The following is a 16,445-nucleotide window of genomic DNA, read 5'->3' as shown; positions in this document are numbered from 1 at the left end:
GTTTTAGTTTTGATTAGATTCTACCGAAGCGTTCGTTTTAGCAGCTATAGATTTAATTTTTTCTAGTTCGCTCTGAGCTTCAGTAACAACATCTGTAAATTCTGAAAACTTCGTAATCACACTCTCCAAGATATAAGTCGCTTGAAAGGCATCACCAAGGGCATCATAATTTTTAGCCATTACTACCAAGCCTTTGGCGCCGTAGTATTTATAACTGCTATAGTCACTCGCTAACTTTTGAATGACGGTATTTGAAGCTTCGTATTTTTGGTCTTTATGTTTAAAATACCCATTATAAAACAAGGCTTCAGCAGCTAAGGCTCCACTGGCAATTTTTTCAACTTTTGCATAGGCGTCTTTAGCTTTTGCTTCATCACCAGTTTTAATTGCAGAACGCGCAATGATAATTTGGGCATCACTCTTCACTTTAGTATCAATTCTTGTATTCTGAAGTACTTTTTCTGCAAAAATAACGGCTTCGTTATAGTTTTGTTTTTGATAATACGCATTCATTAAATTAGATTGAGCATAGATGATATTTTGCGGATAATCGGCTTCATTTTCTAATCGCTTAAGTAATGGAATAGCATCATCCCAATTATTTGTATTTAAATAGAATTCAGAAAGTTTTACTATGGCCTGTTCTGTGAATTCACTTTTCTGTTTAAGCACAACATATTCGTAATGTGGACGTGCATTTTCAGATAAATCCTTTTTTGAATATAATTCAGCCAAATAAAAATGTGAATTGAGAGCGTGTAATCCATTAGGAAATTCATTCAAATACTTATTAAATTGTCGAATTGCGCCGTCAGTATTACTATCTAAATATTGTTTTTCTGCTGCCAGATAGGCTGTATTGTCCAACTCAGCATCTGTGACATTCACATAATCAAGTGTTCTTACCCATGCCGCATATTCATCTACACGTCCTAAATCTATATAGATCAACCGTGCGGTAGCGACCGCTTGGCTCGCCTCAGGTGTTGAAGGATACACATTAGCCACCTTTTTCAATTTAGTCAATGCACGTTCATTATCATTGGAATTATAATATGATAATCCTTGACGCAATAGAGCTTTAGAAACAAATACACTATTGCTGTATTCAGCAATCAATCTGTTATACATGGCCATAGCTTTTTCTGTGTCATTTGATTTTATATAAGAATTAGCCAACTCATAAATCGCATCATCGCGTAGTGACGACCTAGGGAATTCTTGAATAAAATCATTAAGTCCTTTATCCTTTACAACGCTTTGCCCGACGTACCCATAACTCATAGTCTTTTGAAAGAACGCATAATCAGATTCAATTTCATTAATACCAATAGCTTTATCATAAGCTTCAATAGCTTCATTGTACTTACTAGATACAAAATACCCATCTCCTAGCCTTAAATACGCATCATTCGAACGCAGTGTATCATTTTTATGATGAGCTATAAAGGTTCTAAAACTAGATGTTGCTTGGTTGTAATTTTTAAGTTTGAAATACGTATAAGCGATATGATAATCAATATTACTAAATTCACTCACAGTTGCAGATTCATTTTGTTGTTTGAATTGCTTAAAACCGATAAGTGCCTCATCAAAATTGCTCAAGTGATAATCGGTTTCTGCTTTCCAAAAAGTAGCTTTAGAAGTAAACACAACATCTTTTGCTTCATCAATAGAGGCCTTAAAGAGATCTTTTGCTTTGGAATAATCACCTTCATTATAGACTTCAAGCCCTCTGTAAAAAGCAACCTTCTGGTAAGCGACTCTGTTTTCAAAACTCTTTTTTCCTTCTAGAAGTTTTATCGCCTCTTTATAGTTCTTTGAAGTAATATAAGAATCAATCAACAACGTTTCTATTTCCTCGTTGTAGCTTGTCTCTGGATATTTTTCTAAATAGCCTGTTAATACTTGTGGTACAGACTGATATGGATTTCCGATTTCATAACTTATTTTGGCATAATTAAGCCAAGCATCTTCCTGAATTTTAAGATCATAATCCATTTGTGAGGCATTCCGAAAGGCATTTAAGGCTTCTTGCTTTTTTTCTAGATTGATATAACTTTCTCCTAAATGATAATAGGCATTTTGAGCTACAGCGTTATCACCATCTATAATTTTATTAAACTCTGAAATGGCCTTCTCAAAATCGTCCTGTTTGAAATGCGCATAACCTAATTGATAATAATCAACATTATTCCATTTACCACGACGGCCTTTATAATTAGTTAAATATGGTATCGCTTCAGCATACTGTTCAAGATTAAAATAACTTTCTCCTATGATTTTTGATAATTCAGATTGTTCTTGCAAACTACTATTATCCATTTGAGTTTTTGCCAGTTCAATTGCCTTATCAAATTTTCCTAATTTGAAATTTAAATCGGCTTGATAATATGATAGTTTTTCTTTGTATTTATCCTCGTCACTTACCTGATCAAAATATTCATTTGCCTTAGCATAATCATCACCTTCATAGGCCATAAATCCGATATAATATTTTGCCTGCGAACCGTAGTCTTTTGAAGTAACGACTCGATTCAAATATTTATTGGCGCCAACTTCATTTCCTGTTGAATATAGGCTATAGCCAAAATTAAAATTAAACTTATCCCGTTCAGAACGTGCGATACTATTTTCATCTACCTTCTCATACCATTTTCGAGCATAAGCAAATTTTGCATTGGCAAAATAGTAATCTGCCACATCTAAAAATGCCGTATTTCGTTTGGTACTGGTAGGATAATCCTCTACAAAATCTTGAATAAGGTCGTCGGCATTTTGTTGATTTAATCTTACAGCGCAATTAGCAATATAATAAGCACAATCCGATTCGAGAGTTTCGTTAGGTGCATCGTTTTTTATGGCTTCAAATAAAGACTGAGCCGCTTGATATTGCTTATTGTTATATAAAGTAAGTGCTTTTTGATAGTCGACTAAATCACTAGTATATGTAGCCGATTGCTGTGCCTGTAAATATGATGTAAACAGCACAAAGCACAGTAAAAAACTGAGGTTTCTTAAAGTCATTAAGTTCGATTTTTAATTGATGTCAAAGATATATGATCTCTTAGCTATAACGAATAAATTGAATTATAATTATACACCAACTTATTAAAAAATAGTTGGTCCTTTTTTACTCATACATCTCTAAAAGATAATATAAAGAATTTGGCGCAACAATATCTGATTTTCCTCATCGTTATTGGTAGTTCATAGTTTTTATAATACATTTACAGCCGAAATAAGTCTACATCATTATATGTCTGAAATTGTTTTACAACTCAAGGATGTCTCCATCTATCAAGGTGATAGCATGGTCTTGTCTAATGTTAATTTTGAAATGCGAAAAGGTGACTTTGTCTATCTCATTGGTAAAACGGGTTCTGGTAAAAGTAGTTTTATGAAAACACTTTATGGTGATTTGGAGCTTACTGAAGGTGAAGGTCACATCGTTGATTATGACTTAAGAACTTTAAAAGAAAACGACATTCCCTTTTTAAGACGAAAATTAGGCATTGTATTTCAAGATTTCAAACTCCTACCCGATCGTACTATTAACGGCAATTTGGAGTTTGTTTTAAAAGCTACAGGCTGGAAAGACAAAACCAAGATTAAAGAACGAATTGAAGCTGTTCTAGACAAAGTTGCAATGAAGACTAAAGGCTTCAAATTCCCTCATGAACTCTCAGGAGGTGAACAACAACGCATTGCTATTGCTAGAGCTTTATTAAATGATCCTGAATTGATTTTAGCCGATGAACCAACAGGGAATTTAGATCCCCAAACTAGTATTGAAGTTATGGAGGTACTGCGAGACATTAACAAAAACGGCAATACAATTTTAATGGCGACGCACGATTATGCCCTACTCTTAAAATATCCGAGTAAGACGCTGAAATGCGATGAAAATAAAGTGTTCGAGGTCGTTCAACGAAAAGGTTAAAATCCTAACCACTTAAAAAATCGCTTAAATATATTCCCTTTTTTTATTTCCGAAGTCTCTACTGGTAACGCAGATTCAAATTCTACAATATATACGCCAAAGCTTGACAGAGTTTTTTTAGCTTTTGTATTGTGTAATGGTTTTTGAAAGTCTGCAATCTGCATCGGTACTATTAGCTTTTGATCGATAGAAAGGGTTCCTGATTTCAGAATAATATTCGGACGTTCAGCATCATATAATTTATAACTTAGATTCGATTTGAAATTATATTTTGAAAAATCTACATTGACATCTTTCCCTTCTGAATCAAAGACTGCAAGATGAAAAATAGTCTCCTTTTGTGAATGTTGAGACAAATGTAACACTGGCTCCAATTCAAAATCATTAATGTGTATGACTTCGCTATCCGCTCCCAATTGATATTTTGCATTCAAGGTGCCCATAGAATAAATCCCAATTCCACGAATACGAAAAGGTGTTTTAAGTTTTGAAAAAAATGTGTTTGACCTAAAGTTCCAGTCTTGATAATACGACATTGTTTCTGGATTGACCTGAACGATGCCGGTATAAACCTTGTTATTCGTAAAGTGCAGTGATTTCGCATATAGAAGTCGTAATGCATTATAACCTCCTGCTATGATATTATCTTTAACGATTACCTGTTCTACAGGCGCCTTTTTATTATAACCAATCGTGAGTGACGGCGCATCTCCTAACAAATTACCATTGGGCTTGCTGGTATTGTGATATAAAATATTATTTGAGACTAAAATATGTTTTGCCACGTTAATTCCCGTTCTATCATCTGAAGCGATGATTACATTATCTCTATGTGTGCCCGATGGTGATCCGCTATTGAAAACTATATTACCCTCTAAAGTAATATGCTTCACAAATTCCATATTCGCTTTTTTTCCTGCAGACCAGACCTCTATCCCTTTATAGTAGTTGTTATAAATAATATTATTTTTAAGCAGACGTGTCTCTTTACTTTTATTCTGAACATAAATGCCTTCACCACGTCCTTTTCCATCTTTAGACATAAATCCATTGTTATATATCCTACAGTTTTCAATAATGGTCCCAGCACCATGTTTCCAGGATCCAATCCCTAATCCAGGGTTATCATGAATATTAAGATTATAAAATCTGCAATTCACACCTGTAAGATGCCTAATACCGCTACATACTTGAAAATTAGCATCGCTTTCATCTCTTGAAAACTCACCAAGCCATGTAATTTCAAAATCTTTAAATATGACATATCCTCCTTTTACCTCTAAAACCGAAGTTCGCTTAGATATGATATTTCCATTGAGCGTGACATTGTCCTTAGGATAGGCTGCAACCGTTATAAACCCTTGTGTTGCATCTCCTTGAAGTGTACTCATGTAACGACCATTATAGACACCTTCATGTAACCAGATGGTATCACCAGCATTGACGGCTGCTATATTTTGTGTTAATGCCGATTGTAAATCCCATGGCTTATCTACAGACCCATTACCTTGAGCAGTGCCAGGCGTCAACTTATGGTCATTAGGAAACACATGAAATTCTTGCTGTGCTTGTAGATATAAGCTCACAATACTGAATACGATTAAAAGTAATTTCTGCTTCATAGGTCACTAGAGTCAATTACTATACCAAAAATAAACACTTAAATACAGATGATTCATAGCTAGCAGAAAAAGTGTATTTTTGAGTTCTAAGAGTTCAGAATGCTATCCGTACTTATTCCAGTATATAATTTCGATATTAGATTGCTCGTAAACACATTACATGAGCAGTTAACCCTGAACAAGATTCTGTTTGAAATTATTTGTTTAGATGATTGTTCTAAACCAATATTCGCTGATAACAATGCTGAAATTCAAAAACTATCACATACCAGCTATAAAATTTCAGATACAAATACGGGAAGAATCGCAACCAGACAAGCACTTGCCGAATACGCCAAATATGACTGGCTATTGTTTTTAGATGCCGATGTTTTTCCAAAAACTGATGACTTCATCACTAACTATATCCCGTTTCTAACTTTAGATTACGATGCTGTCTACGGAGGGTTTAGCTATAATAGTGACGCGCCAGCGCATGAATTATTATTGCGTTGGACCTATGGCAAAGCTAAAGAACAAGTTGCTGCTGAAAAGCGAAATAAAAAGCCCTATAAAGTTGTGATTTCAGCAAATTTCTTAATTAAGACATCTGTTTTTAAGAGCATCAACGGGCAGATTACTCAGAAAGGCTATGGTTATGATAATTATTTTGGAGCACTACTAAAAATTCAGAATAATAAAATCGTTCACATTGATAATGAGGTCTATCATCTCGGACTTGAATCTAGTTCAAACTACTTAAACAAAGTGGAACAATCAGTTCAAACCTTGCTACAATTAGAAAAACTAGGAGCGCTATCGGACAGTGAAAACAGCTTATTACAAACCTTCAGAACCATTAAACGTCTCAAACTAGAAAGGATTGGCTCTTGGTGTTTTAAGACTTTTGGTAATCGATTCAAACAAAACTTGTTAGGTCATCAACCCAAAGTTTGGGTGTTGCAGTGTTATAAATTGAGTTACATTTGTTATCAAGATTTAAATTCATGATTCCATATTTTTCCATCATTATTTCGGTCTATAATAAAGCGGATTATATCGGGCAAACTATCAATTCAGTGCTTTGTCAGAGCTTTTCAGATTTTGAAGTAATTATCGTAAATGACGGTTCTACCGATGGAAGTTTGGAGATCATGAAGTCTTTCAATGACCATAGGTTACAAATTATTGATCAAACTAATCAAGGCGCTTCTCAAGCTAGAAATCAGGGCATTTCTTTAGCTAAATCGGCTTATATAGCCTTATTAGATGGTGATGATTTATGGGATCCTTATTATTTAGAAAGCATCCATAATGCTATTCAAAAACATCCTGACAAATCGGTATTTACAACTGCCATAGCGCATAAATACAAGGATAGAATTGTGCCTGTCCCTTATAGTTTTAAGCAGGATAGCGCTATTTTAATTCTGGATTATTTTGAAGCAAGCCAGCGGCACTCTGCCTTATCTGGATCTAGCATTGTATTCAAAAAAGAGGTTTTAGATCTCACTAGTGGATTTGATACGACAATCACCTCAGGAGAAGATACAGACCTATGGATACGTATAGGGCTGCATTTTCCTATTGTTTTTATCAGTAAAGTTTTAGCCTATTATGTCTATAATGAAGATAGTTTATCAAATACTAGCTTCAATATACATGAGAAACCTAAATTTGATAATTATAAGGATGAAGAACAGACTAACCACTTCCTTAAAAAGTTTTTAGACAGAAATCGTTTTTCGTTGGCCGTTATGAGTAAATTGAACGATGACAACGACGGATACATACGCTATAGGCAAGCACTCTCTTCAAAAAACCTCTCGCTAAAACGACGATTAATAGTTGATAGTCCAAAATGGCTCATCAAACTATTACTTAAATTAAAATCTTTTGGTGGAAAGAAATTATACTATGAATCTTTATAAGTTTTAAATTCGTTATAATCTCTCATGTAATCGGTTTCATCAAATTCTGTAGATGCAATTACTAGGCAAACTGATCCTGAAGAAAAATTATCTATTTCTCGCCAAATCCCAGTTGGAATATATAATCCTTTATCGGGTTTATTGAGCATAATGCGCTTTTCATGATGACCATCTTTAATAAGCACCTCAAAACTACCACTTAAAGCGATAACGATAGACTCTTGCTTTTTATGGGCATGACCTCCTCTGTACGCATCACTAGGAACATCATACAAATAATAAATGCGTTGCATTTTAAAAGGGATATGTTCTTTTTCAACAACTGCTAATTTACCACGAATATCATGGACTTTAGGAATGGTAACAAAATGGACTTGTGCTATGGTATTCATCATCTTTTTATTTTAAAAGTGCATCCCAATGTCTTGCTATTGCTGACATCGAAAATCGTTCCACACTACTTTTCGCATTAGTTTTACAGATACTATATAATTCTTGATTATTCATAAAACGATTCATTGCTTGGGCTAGTGCCTTAGCATTATAATTTTTCACTAATAAACCATTAGATTCATGTTGAATAATCTCTTTTGGTCCCGATTTACAATCTACTGAAATTACAGGAATTCCGAGAGCTAAAGACTCAATTATCGAACGCGGAAAACCTTCATAATGACTTGTCAATACCGTAAATTTAGCACCTTTCACATAATCATATGGATACACTTGAAAAGGCACAAATTGAATATTATCGCTTAAATTTAAAACATTCACTTTACGTTTTAACACCTGAACATCCTCACCACTTCCTAAAATGATAAGATCGATCTGCTGTTCTGGTAATTCTGATTGTTGATAGGCTTCAATTAACAAACTTATATTTTTAACATCATCTACAATCCTTCCGTAAAACAAAATATAGGGTCTTTCATTTTTATGAGCCACAGCTTCTATAGATTCAATAGGATTATATATAGAAGTGACATTCTTAAACTCGAATTCTTGCTCAATATTTGCAGCAATTTCTTTTGATACACCTACAATTTTATAGGCATCCTTATACAGGTATTTTGCTAGCATCTTAGAACTCACAAAATAAGTGTTCAAATGATAACTGCGCACGCAATAGATAGTATGATCAGGATTATATAGCCACCTAGACACCACGAGTTCTCTCAACACAGATGGTCGTGTGCGATTATCAATAACATAATCAAATTGATGTCTTTTTAAATACGATTTGAATGCTTTAAACTTTTTATACTTCAAAAATAGTTTGGGACCCGTAGATTGAAGTGTTCCTAAATTTAATAGCTGACCTTTAAATTCATAATCGATATCGTCCATTATGGACACTAAATGAATGTCATGACCCAAGTCTGATAACATGTGAGTCAGTAAAGACGATGAACGCTCAGCACCTCCTTTCCCTAAAGAAGTGACGACAATACATATCTTTTTAGCTCTAGACATCAACAATTATTTATCTTTATGCCAAATATAGTTTAAATGAAAATATTATTGGTTGGTGAATATAACCAGTCTCATAAATATCTAAAAGAAGGTTTAATTAAACTAGGCCACGAAGCTTTGGTTGTTGGTCTCACTGATGGCTTTAAAAAAATTGATGTAGATATCGAAATTAAAAATCGATATACGCAAGGCATTTCAAAAAAGTGGCGTTGGCTGCTTTTAAAAGTGTTTAAAATCGACTTGTACTCATTAGATGTTAAAAAGCAGATTTTAAACTTGCAATCACACCTTAGTGGCTATGACATTGTACAGTTTATTAATGAATCTTCATTTATTTGCCGACCAAAAATAGAACGTGAGATTTTTGATCTTCTAGTGGATTGGAATGGTAAAGCATTCCTCTTATCGTGCGGAACAGATTACACCAGTGTCAAATATGCCTTCGAAAAGAAGTTTAAATACTCTATTCTTACACCGTATTTTGAAGGTCGTTTGCCTGAGCATAATTATTCTCTAGGTCTCAAATATCTTAAACCCGAGTTTAAAGCCCTACATGAACATATTTTTAAAAGAATTTCTGGTGTGATTTCTAGCGACTTAGATTATTATATGCCGTTAAAAGATCATGATAAGCATTTGGGACTAATTCCCCACCCTATAAATACTGATGTTATCACATATCAACCATTGCAAATTGAAGATAAAATTGTGATTTTACACGGTATTAACCGTAACAATTATTACAAGAAAGGTAATGATGTTTTCGAGAAGGCATTGGCTGTAATTCATAAAATTTATGCCGACAAAATAGACATCATTACAGTAGAATCTCTACCATACAAAGCATATATCAAAACATTTGAGAAGGCGCATATTCTTCTAGATCAAGTATTTTCTTATGATCAAGGTTACAATGCTTTAGAAGCCATGGCAAAAGGTAAAGTAGTTTTTACTGGTGCAGAACAGGAATGGCTAGACTATTATCAACTTAAAGAAGATACAGTAGCTATCAATGCGCTACCAGACCCCAATCTCATCGTTAAAAAATTAGAGTGGCTTATTCTTCATCCTGAAGTTCTCCAGAACATCTCAACGAATGCTAGAGCCTTTGTTGAACAAGAACATCATTATGTAACATGTGCCGAGGAAAGTCTGAAGGTTTGGAAAAATGCCAAATCATCCTAACAACATCTATAGATTTGGTTAAGAATTAATTTTTGGTTCAGCAGTATTCTTATTAGGATTTCTAAAATAGAGCCATACCGCAAAAACCACAACAAACAAATAGATGATATATCTATAAAAATGTGCCATAACAACTCCTTCAGCACCGTGAATATCAACAAAGTATTTTGACAATCCGTAAAACAGTCCTAAAGATATAAGCTCAGTAATTACAAATGTCACTACCATTTTTTTAGCAAGAAATTGATGCGAAATAACTAAGGTCGCTAATCGTATAAAATCGCCTAATAATTGCCATTTAAACAACACTTCCAAACCGTCGAAATCAGGATAAATAATGTTGATCAGAAGATCTCTAAGAAGATATACTAGAATCATACCAATTCCAAATAGTGGTAATAGCGTTTTATAAATATGTAATACTTCAGATTTAAATTCAGAGCCTGTGTAAATTTTAGCAAATTTCGGTATCACATATAGCGTAAACAGACTGGATGAAAACACCATATAATTTTTAGAAATAAAATTCATCGCCGTCCAATATCCTGCTTCATTAATATTAATTCTGTCTGTGATAGTGGTTCTAATATCTAATTCGATATAATTTAATAATACAGTAGAAATGAATGACATTAAGGTGAAGGCCAACAAAGGCCTAGCGAATGACATATCTAAAGACAACTCACTCCACTTGATATGTGTTTTAATCTTCCTAACAAAAATGGCACAAATAACTCCAAAACTAATAATAGGCGTTAAAATAATCGCAAATAGCACCCCTTTTAAGCTGTAAAAATGCAAAAACACCAACATTAAAATTGCCGATAATATGTAAGTTCCCAATTCAATCTTTGCGAATTTCTTATAATCGGAAAGCCCATTAATGAGTCCGTAAAAAACACGATTTAAACCAACAACGGGTGGAATTAAGGCTAAGCATTTAATCACATCAATAAGAGCATCATCTCCAAACAGTTTCAGAGCAATAAATTCGGCGTTTAAAAAAAGGACTGCAGAAGACACTATAGATCCAATAGCTCCTAAAATAAATGCAGTAGAGAATAATTTGGAGAGTGTCTTTTTATCGGTTTCATATTGAGACACATATTTGACAATTCCATTAAATGTTCCAAGTGATGCTGTACTCGTTAAGATCTGCACTAGATTTCGTAGTTGTCCGATTTTTGCAATTCCAGCTTCACCTAGGGTAACAGCCAATAAACGCTGAATAAACAAGGATATCAAAAGTCGAATAAAAATTACCACCGCATTTAAGGAAGTCATCCTCAAAAGAAGGTTTCTTTTTATTATACCCTTTAAATCTATCACAGGTGTACTTTATTTATTTGGTTGTTGCCTTAAATATACTATTAGTTTAAGAACTACGATCTGAGTGTTCTCCAGGAACGATCCCAAAGAGGGATGAGCCAAAAATAAGTAACACAATCCCATAGTGCATCAAATAGCTTATAAAATGCCCAATTACCGCGCCTTCAACACCAAAAATATCAATGAGATAAACACTTGAGAAATATAGCATGATAACTAAAAAGACCTCAATAATGATAAAGTGAGTAAACATTTTTTTAGCCAAAAATTGATAGGCTATTACAATAGACAACACTTTTATAAAATCGCCTAAAAGTTGCCATAAAAATAGGTTTTCGACAGGTTGAAAGTCTTTATTAAAAATGAGTGGCACTACAAAAGATTTTAAAAAATAAAGCAGAACCAAACCTATACCAAAAATTGGCATTACCGATTTATAGAAACCAAAAACTTCTTTTCTAAACTCTTGTTTAGTATCTATTTCACTAAATCTTGGCACGATATATAAGGTGATAATAGAAGTAATAAACATTAAATAATAATCAGAAATTCGATTCATAGCTTCCCAATACCCAGCTTCTTTAATCCCAATTTCAGTAATGATATAATTACGAATACAAATGGAAATGAGTGGTAAGGCTATGGCAGAAACTAAGGCCATAGCAGCGTAGGGTCCAAAAGACTTAAGAATATCAAAACTAATGTGATCTACCTTGATATAGGTCATCAAATTCCTTCTATTTATAATTCCAACTAACGTAATTAAAAATATGAGCGATGGTGCCAAAACTGCGGCTACTAAAGCACCGTCAATATGATTCTTATAGATTAAAAGCAAGGTCACTAAGAGTCCTAATATTTGACCGATAATGTTTATAATGAGTAACATTTTATAGTTTGAAAACCCATTCATTATGGCAAAACTGAACATATTTAGCGCATAAAAAGGTAAGGCCAAAGCCATGATCTCTATAACATATGTAAATCTGTAATTAGGAAATAGTAAGTCGTTTATAAAAGCAGCGTTATAATAACAAAGGAATGCTACAAAAATGGTTGAAAAAAAACCTAAATAATAGGTCGTTGATATGGTCTTACTCAGGTTGACAGTATCATCTTTGTACTTTGCAATGGTTTTAACCACACCATTATAAAAGCCTAAAACAGAAACGGATTGAATTGCACTAAGAAAATTTCTAAGATTTCCAATTAGTGCCATCCCTTCAACACCAATAAATATAGCTATGGCCTTTGAGGTCAAAATACCTGCAATGATTTTAGTCACAATAGTTGCCGAGTTTAGATGGGCAACTTTGAACAATACATTAGTATTAATGTACTTTATAAAGTTCTTCAATTAATAAAGGTTTAGGGCATTAATAATTGTTTCAATCTCAGTATTAGTCAACACAGGACTCATAGGTAAACTTACTACAGAGTTGTGTATGCCTTCTGTAAGTGGTAAAGATAAAGATTTATATGGCAATAGTGCTTTTTGTTGATGAGGCGCTATTGGATAATGAATTAAATAGCCAATGCCCTCGCGTTCTAAATATTGGGTGAATTTAACTCTATTGTCGACTCTTACAACAAAAACATGAAAAACGTGATTGTCTGAACCATTATAATAAGGTAATTGTATTTTTGAATTATTGATGTCACTTAAATAACGTTTTGCTATGGCACGTCGCGCAGTATTGTCGGCATCGAGATAGTTTAGTTTTAGGTTCAAGAAACTGGCTTGTAACTCATCCAAGCGGCTGTTAATTCCTATTTTTTCGTTCTCGTATTTCTTAGAACTCCCGTAGTTATGAAGCAACTTGATAGTCTCTACTAAATCTTTATCATTAGTGGTAACTGCTCCTGCATCGCCCAAGGCACCCAAATTTTTCGAAGGATAAAAACTAAATCCTGCAGCATCCGAGAGGTTTCCTGCTTTTTTGTTTTCTGAAGTCGATACAGCACCGTGAGCTTGAGCAGCATCTTCAATAACCAATAGATTTTTGTGCTTAGCTATCTTACTTATTTTTGTCATAGCGGCCAACTGACCATACAAATGGACCACCAAAATTGCTTTTGTTTTTGCGGTGATATGTTTCTCTATTTCCGAAGGTGAAATATTAAAGGTCTGCACCTCTGGTTCTACAAAAACAGGGCGTAATCCTGCGTTGATTACCGATAAAATGCTCGCGATATAGGTGTTAGCGGGTACAATGACCTCATCTCCTACTTCAAGTTTTCCTAAATCGATATAAGATTTAAAAATAAGTGTTAATGCATCTAATCCGTTGGCTACACCGATACAATACTTCGTCCCACAATACTTAGCGAAATTTTCCTCAAACTGAGTCACTTCGGAGCCCATAATATAGTATCCCGAATTTAAAAAGCTTTTAAACCGTGCTGTAAATTCAGCTTCGAAACGCAGGTTAATCTTATTTAAATCTATAAACTTAATCATATCATTACCTCTTCAAGCATCTTGTAATTTTCAGTTGAAATACTATAAAAATCATGAGCAACAGCATGTGCTCCAAAACTCTCTTTCCAGCTTAATAAGCCTTGGTTAATTTGTTCTCCATTATTTTCATTAGATATTCCAAAACTAACATAGCGTTTATCTTTAAATGCTACATTAATCAAATAATCAAAAATAGCATCGAGACCCCCTAAATGGCTATGCGTATTTATGGTAGAAATATATTGAGCATGTGCTACTGTTTGGCTAGAGAACACGGTAACACCTGCAATGAGTTGTTCTTCAAAGTATGCGTTAAACTGCTTGATATGCTTCGGAAACCTCGATTGTAATACTGTTATTTCTTCAACTGTATGTGTTGGCAAGGTATTGTATCTCTGTTGTAAATTAGGCAGTAATAGCTCATTAAAAAACGCATCAAATTGAACCACTTCTCTAATTTCAATAGGATGAGATTTGGCTTTTTTTAAGTTCCGTTTTCTATTGGATGACAAACCATTGATACGGTTATTAACATCAATAACCATCGCTATATCTCGTCGATCAAGTTGGGCTTTAGTTTTAAATAGCAAGTAGTCGATGTCATCGCATAGCGATTGCTCATAAATTCTAGGTAATCGTTTTAGTTTTAGAACGGTCACATCATGCGACTTCAGGTGCTCTAGCAGTACCTTAAAACATTCTAGCACATCGGAGAACTTAGAATCACTCGTTAATAACAATCCGCCGTATGACAACCCTTGGTGAGAAAAAACCAAATCATTTGCTCTATTAGCAGGTAATAGCGCTATTAGCAAGTCCTCTTTATAGAGCATTAACGAATAATCCTCAAAACGGTCTTGATGATACTCCATAAAATCTCTAAAAAACAAGAATGTGGCATTTTTGGAATGCCTCACGAAATCATCCCAAGCTTTTTTTTGATCTGACGAATATGTTTTGACTGAAAAAATAGAAATGGTTTTAGTTCATTTAATGCCCCAATTTAACTATAAATAATGGAAGCGTTATAAATTATTCGCGCTTATTAAAAACGAGATTTCCATTGGTATCGTATACTTGATTTACAGAATTATAAAATTGAGATGCGTTACTTAAGTTGTAACTTGAATCATCCTCCATATGTTTTAGTAGTGCTTTGTTTTCTGATAAAGCACTAAATAAAACCCTAAACAGATTCACATTAGATTTTAAATGAGCATCGACATCATTATACAAATAGCCGTTCCATTTAATGGCTGCTATGGTTGAATAAATAGAGTTCATATCCTCCTCATCTTTGGTACTAAACATGTCATTATAGCTACTCACACCCAACCAGCCACCATGATCAGCAAGCACAACAATTAGCGCGCTCTCATCCTTTTGTTCAATATAGCTGATGGTCTTTTTTAGCCACACATTAACACTATCAATGAGTTTTACATAAGATTCTCTATCGGCTTCAACCGTCTTTTTAAAATGAATGTGATGTGGTAAAAGTTTTTCGATAAAATAAAATTTCGGTTGCTCTGTCTGTATTGACATTGCTGTTTTTAAGTCATCAAAAACTACTTTTTTTACATTGTTATCATTACTGAAAAATGGAATTTCAGTATGTGAAATATTATAATAATCGTAGACCAAATCATCCCTATTTTGCTGAAAATACTCATCCTGAACGATAAAAGACGTATGGTACTCATTTCGTTTTAAAATGGAAAGCACAGGGTTGTTTCCACTAATTACTGACCTAGCCTTAGGTAATTCAAATGTTGGACCAATCATATGTCCGAAGTAATGCTGCTTCATTGCAAACATTGATGCATTAGAAGCTAGACTTGCAGGATAGTTACTTCTGAAATCGTCATAAACCTTGAAATTATTTTGGGACAACCAATCGTATAAGTCACTTTGATGATTGTATGGTCTATGTTCTAAAGTAGGCTTTGAAACATAACCATCTGGTTGAATGATATAGATATTGGGTTTGTGTTTTAAGGAAATAGATTCTATATCGTCGGGTAAGGTCTTCCAAGCTAATGCACCTAGATGTTCATAAACATGAATCAAGCATTTACCCAAAGGGATCAACGTGACAACCATAATCATGACTAGAATCTTTTTGTAATGATTAAAGAATTTAATAGCTATCAATACGCTCACAATAAACGCAACCAGTATCAGTTTTATCTTCAAGGATAAAAACACAGCTTGTGACAACAAGATTACTATTCCAGTAATTATAAGCACTAATAACAGATGTCGTCGATAATTTTTTAAAATGTGGTGGCGCCCAAAAGCATAATAAAGTACTCCAAACACTAACATTGGTAACAGGACAAATACCATCAAAAAGTAAAAGAAGTGTGCTACTGAATATATGGCAGAAAAATTATTCGAATAATAAAACAAAAAGGCATAGATCCCACAAATACAGCCAGAAACTAACGGATAATCTTTATTGCTTTTTAAAAACTTATGTAGTATCTCTTTCAAAATCTTCAATGGTAAAAGGGACTTAT

13 protein-coding genes are annotated in these 16,445 nt (G+C 33.9%); 4 read left to right on the top strand and 9 right to left on the bottom strand.

Annotated elements, in window-relative coordinates; all coding sequences use genetic code 11:
• Positions 1–3: 3 nt before the first annotated feature.
• Positions 4–3,027, bottom strand: a complete 3,024-nt coding sequence (locus BLT57_RS06180) for a tetratricopeptide repeat protein (protein ID WP_091423706.1) — start codon at positions 3,025–3,027, stop codon at positions 4–6.
• A gap of 232 nt (positions 3,028–3,259) precedes the next feature.
• On the opposite strand from BLT57_RS06180, the gene BLT57_RS06175 reads away from it, so the two are divergent.
• Entirely contained in the window at positions 3,260–3,943 is a 684-nt protein-coding gene (locus BLT57_RS06175) for a cell division ATP-binding protein FtsE (protein WP_091423704.1), read from the top strand.
• Here BLT57_RS06175 and BLT57_RS06170 read toward each other — a convergent pair.
• A complete protein-coding gene (locus tag BLT57_RS06170; RefSeq protein ID WP_091423701.1) occupies positions 3,940–5,565 on the bottom strand; it encodes a right-handed parallel beta-helix repeat-containing protein in 1,626 nt (541 codons plus the stop codon). The genes BLT57_RS06175 and BLT57_RS06170 overlap by 4 nt on opposite strands.
• A 99-nt stretch (positions 5,566–5,664) precedes the next feature.
• On the opposite strand from BLT57_RS06170, the gene BLT57_RS06165 reads away from it, so the two are divergent.
• On the top strand, positions 5,665–6,555 hold the full coding sequence (locus tag BLT57_RS06165; protein ID WP_091423699.1) for a glycosyltransferase family 2 protein: 891 nt from the start codon (positions 5,665–5,667) through the stop codon (positions 6,553–6,555).
• A complete protein-coding gene (locus BLT57_RS06160) occupies positions 6,552–7,475 on the top strand; it encodes a glycosyltransferase family 2 protein (RefSeq protein ID WP_091423697.1) in 924 nt (307 codons plus the stop codon). The genes BLT57_RS06165 and BLT57_RS06160 overlap by 4 nt, the downstream gene beginning before the upstream one ends.
• On the opposite strand, the gene BLT57_RS06155 is transcribed toward BLT57_RS06160, so the two are convergent.
• Together BLT57_RS06155 and BLT57_RS06150 are read right to left on the bottom strand one after the other, a co-directional pair.
• Positions 7,460–7,870 (bottom strand): FdtA/QdtA family cupin domain-containing protein, encoded by a 411-nt coding sequence (locus BLT57_RS06155; RefSeq protein ID WP_369825402.1) that lies wholly within the window; start codon positions 7,868–7,870, stop codon positions 7,460–7,462. The two genes, BLT57_RS06160 and BLT57_RS06155, sit on opposite strands and share 16 nt — an antisense overlap.
• 4 nt (positions 7,871–7,874) lie before the next feature.
• Positions 7,875–8,948: a glycosyltransferase gene (locus BLT57_RS06150; RefSeq protein ID WP_091423693.1), complete on the bottom strand. Its 1,074-nt coding sequence runs from the start codon at positions 8,946–8,948 to the stop codon at positions 7,875–7,877.
• A 36-nt stretch (positions 8,949–8,984) separates the two neighbouring features.
• Between BLT57_RS06150 and BLT57_RS06145 the strand changes: the two genes are divergently transcribed.
• Positions 8,985–10,133 carry a glycosyltransferase gene (locus BLT57_RS06145; RefSeq protein WP_091423692.1) on the top strand — a complete coding sequence of 383 codons (1,149 nt, stop codon included), beginning with the start codon at positions 8,985–8,987 and terminating at the stop codon, positions 10,131–10,133.
• Positions 10,134–10,151: 18 nt separating this feature from the next.
• Here BLT57_RS06145 and BLT57_RS06140 read toward each other — a convergent pair whose 3' ends face one another.
• The 5 genes from BLT57_RS06140 to BLT57_RS06120 form a co-directional block, all read right to left on the bottom strand.
• Positions 10,152–11,417 carry an O-antigen translocase gene (locus tag BLT57_RS06140; protein ID WP_091423689.1) on the bottom strand — a complete coding sequence of 422 codons (1,266 nt, stop codon included), beginning with the start codon at positions 11,415–11,417 and terminating at the stop codon, positions 10,152–10,154.
• A gap of 91 nt (positions 11,418–11,508) precedes the next feature.
• A complete protein-coding gene (locus BLT57_RS06135; RefSeq protein WP_091423687.1) occupies positions 11,509–12,819 on the bottom strand; it encodes an O-antigen translocase in 1,311 nt (436 codons plus the stop codon).
• Entirely contained in the window at positions 12,820–13,923 is a 1,104-nt protein-coding gene (locus BLT57_RS06130; RefSeq protein WP_091423685.1) for a DegT/DnrJ/EryC1/StrS aminotransferase family protein, read from the bottom strand.
• On the bottom strand, positions 13,920–14,840 hold the full coding sequence (locus tag BLT57_RS06125; RefSeq protein ID WP_157717130.1) for a GNAT family N-acetyltransferase: 921 nt from the start codon (positions 14,838–14,840) through the stop codon (positions 13,920–13,922). The genes BLT57_RS06130 and BLT57_RS06125 overlap by 4 nt, the downstream gene beginning before the upstream one ends.
• A gap of 115 nt (positions 14,841–14,955) precedes the next feature.
• Positions 14,956–16,419 carry a hypothetical protein gene (locus BLT57_RS06120; protein WP_157717129.1) on the bottom strand — a complete coding sequence of 488 codons (1,464 nt, stop codon included), beginning with the start codon at positions 16,417–16,419 and terminating at the stop codon, positions 14,956–14,958.
• Between the last annotated feature and the right edge of the window lie 26 nt (positions 16,420–16,445).

Origin of the sequence: Formosa sp. Hel1_31_208 (assembly GCF_900104785.1) — a bacterium.
Lineage (GTDB): Bacteria > Bacteroidota > Bacteroidia > Flavobacteriales > Flavobacteriaceae > Psychroserpens.
The sequence above is the reverse complement of the archived record's forward strand: the minus strand, read 5'-3'. Positions and strand labels throughout refer to the sequence as shown.

Excerpts from the sequence above, each read along its gene's own strand:
- BLT57_RS06180 (WP_091423706.1), bottom strand. The coding sequence starts at position 3,027 with ATGACTTTAAGAAACCTCAGTTTTTTACTGTGCTTTGTGCTGTTTACA.
- BLT57_RS06175 (WP_091423704.1), top strand. The coding sequence starts at position 3,260 with ATGTCTGAAATTGTTTTACAACTCAAGGATGTCTCCATCTATCAAGGT.
- BLT57_RS06170 (WP_091423701.1), bottom strand. The coding sequence starts at position 5,565 with ATGAAGCAGAAATTACTTTTAATCGTATTCAGTATTGTGAGCTTATAT.
- BLT57_RS06165 (WP_091423699.1), top strand. The coding sequence starts at position 5,665 with ATGCTATCCGTACTTATTCCAGTATATAATTTCGATATTAGATTGCTC.
- BLT57_RS06160 (WP_091423697.1), top strand. The coding sequence starts at position 6,552 with ATGATTCCATATTTTTCCATCATTATTTCGGTCTATAATAAAGCGGAT.
- BLT57_RS06155 (WP_369825402.1), bottom strand. The coding sequence starts at position 7,870 with ATGATGAATACCATAGCACAAGTCCATTTTGTTACCATTCCTAAAGTC.
- BLT57_RS06150 (WP_091423693.1), bottom strand. The coding sequence starts at position 8,948 with ATGTCTAGAGCTAAAAAGATATGTATTGTCGTCACTTCTTTAGGGAAA.
- BLT57_RS06145 (WP_091423692.1), top strand. The coding sequence starts at position 8,985 with ATGAAAATATTATTGGTTGGTGAATATAACCAGTCTCATAAATATCTA.
- BLT57_RS06140 (WP_091423689.1), bottom strand. The coding sequence starts at position 11,417 with ATGACTTCCTTAAATGCGGTGGTAATTTTTATTCGACTTTTGATATCC.
- BLT57_RS06130 (WP_091423685.1), bottom strand. The coding sequence starts at position 13,923 with ATGATTAAGTTTATAGATTTAAATAAGATTAACCTGCGTTTCGAAGCT.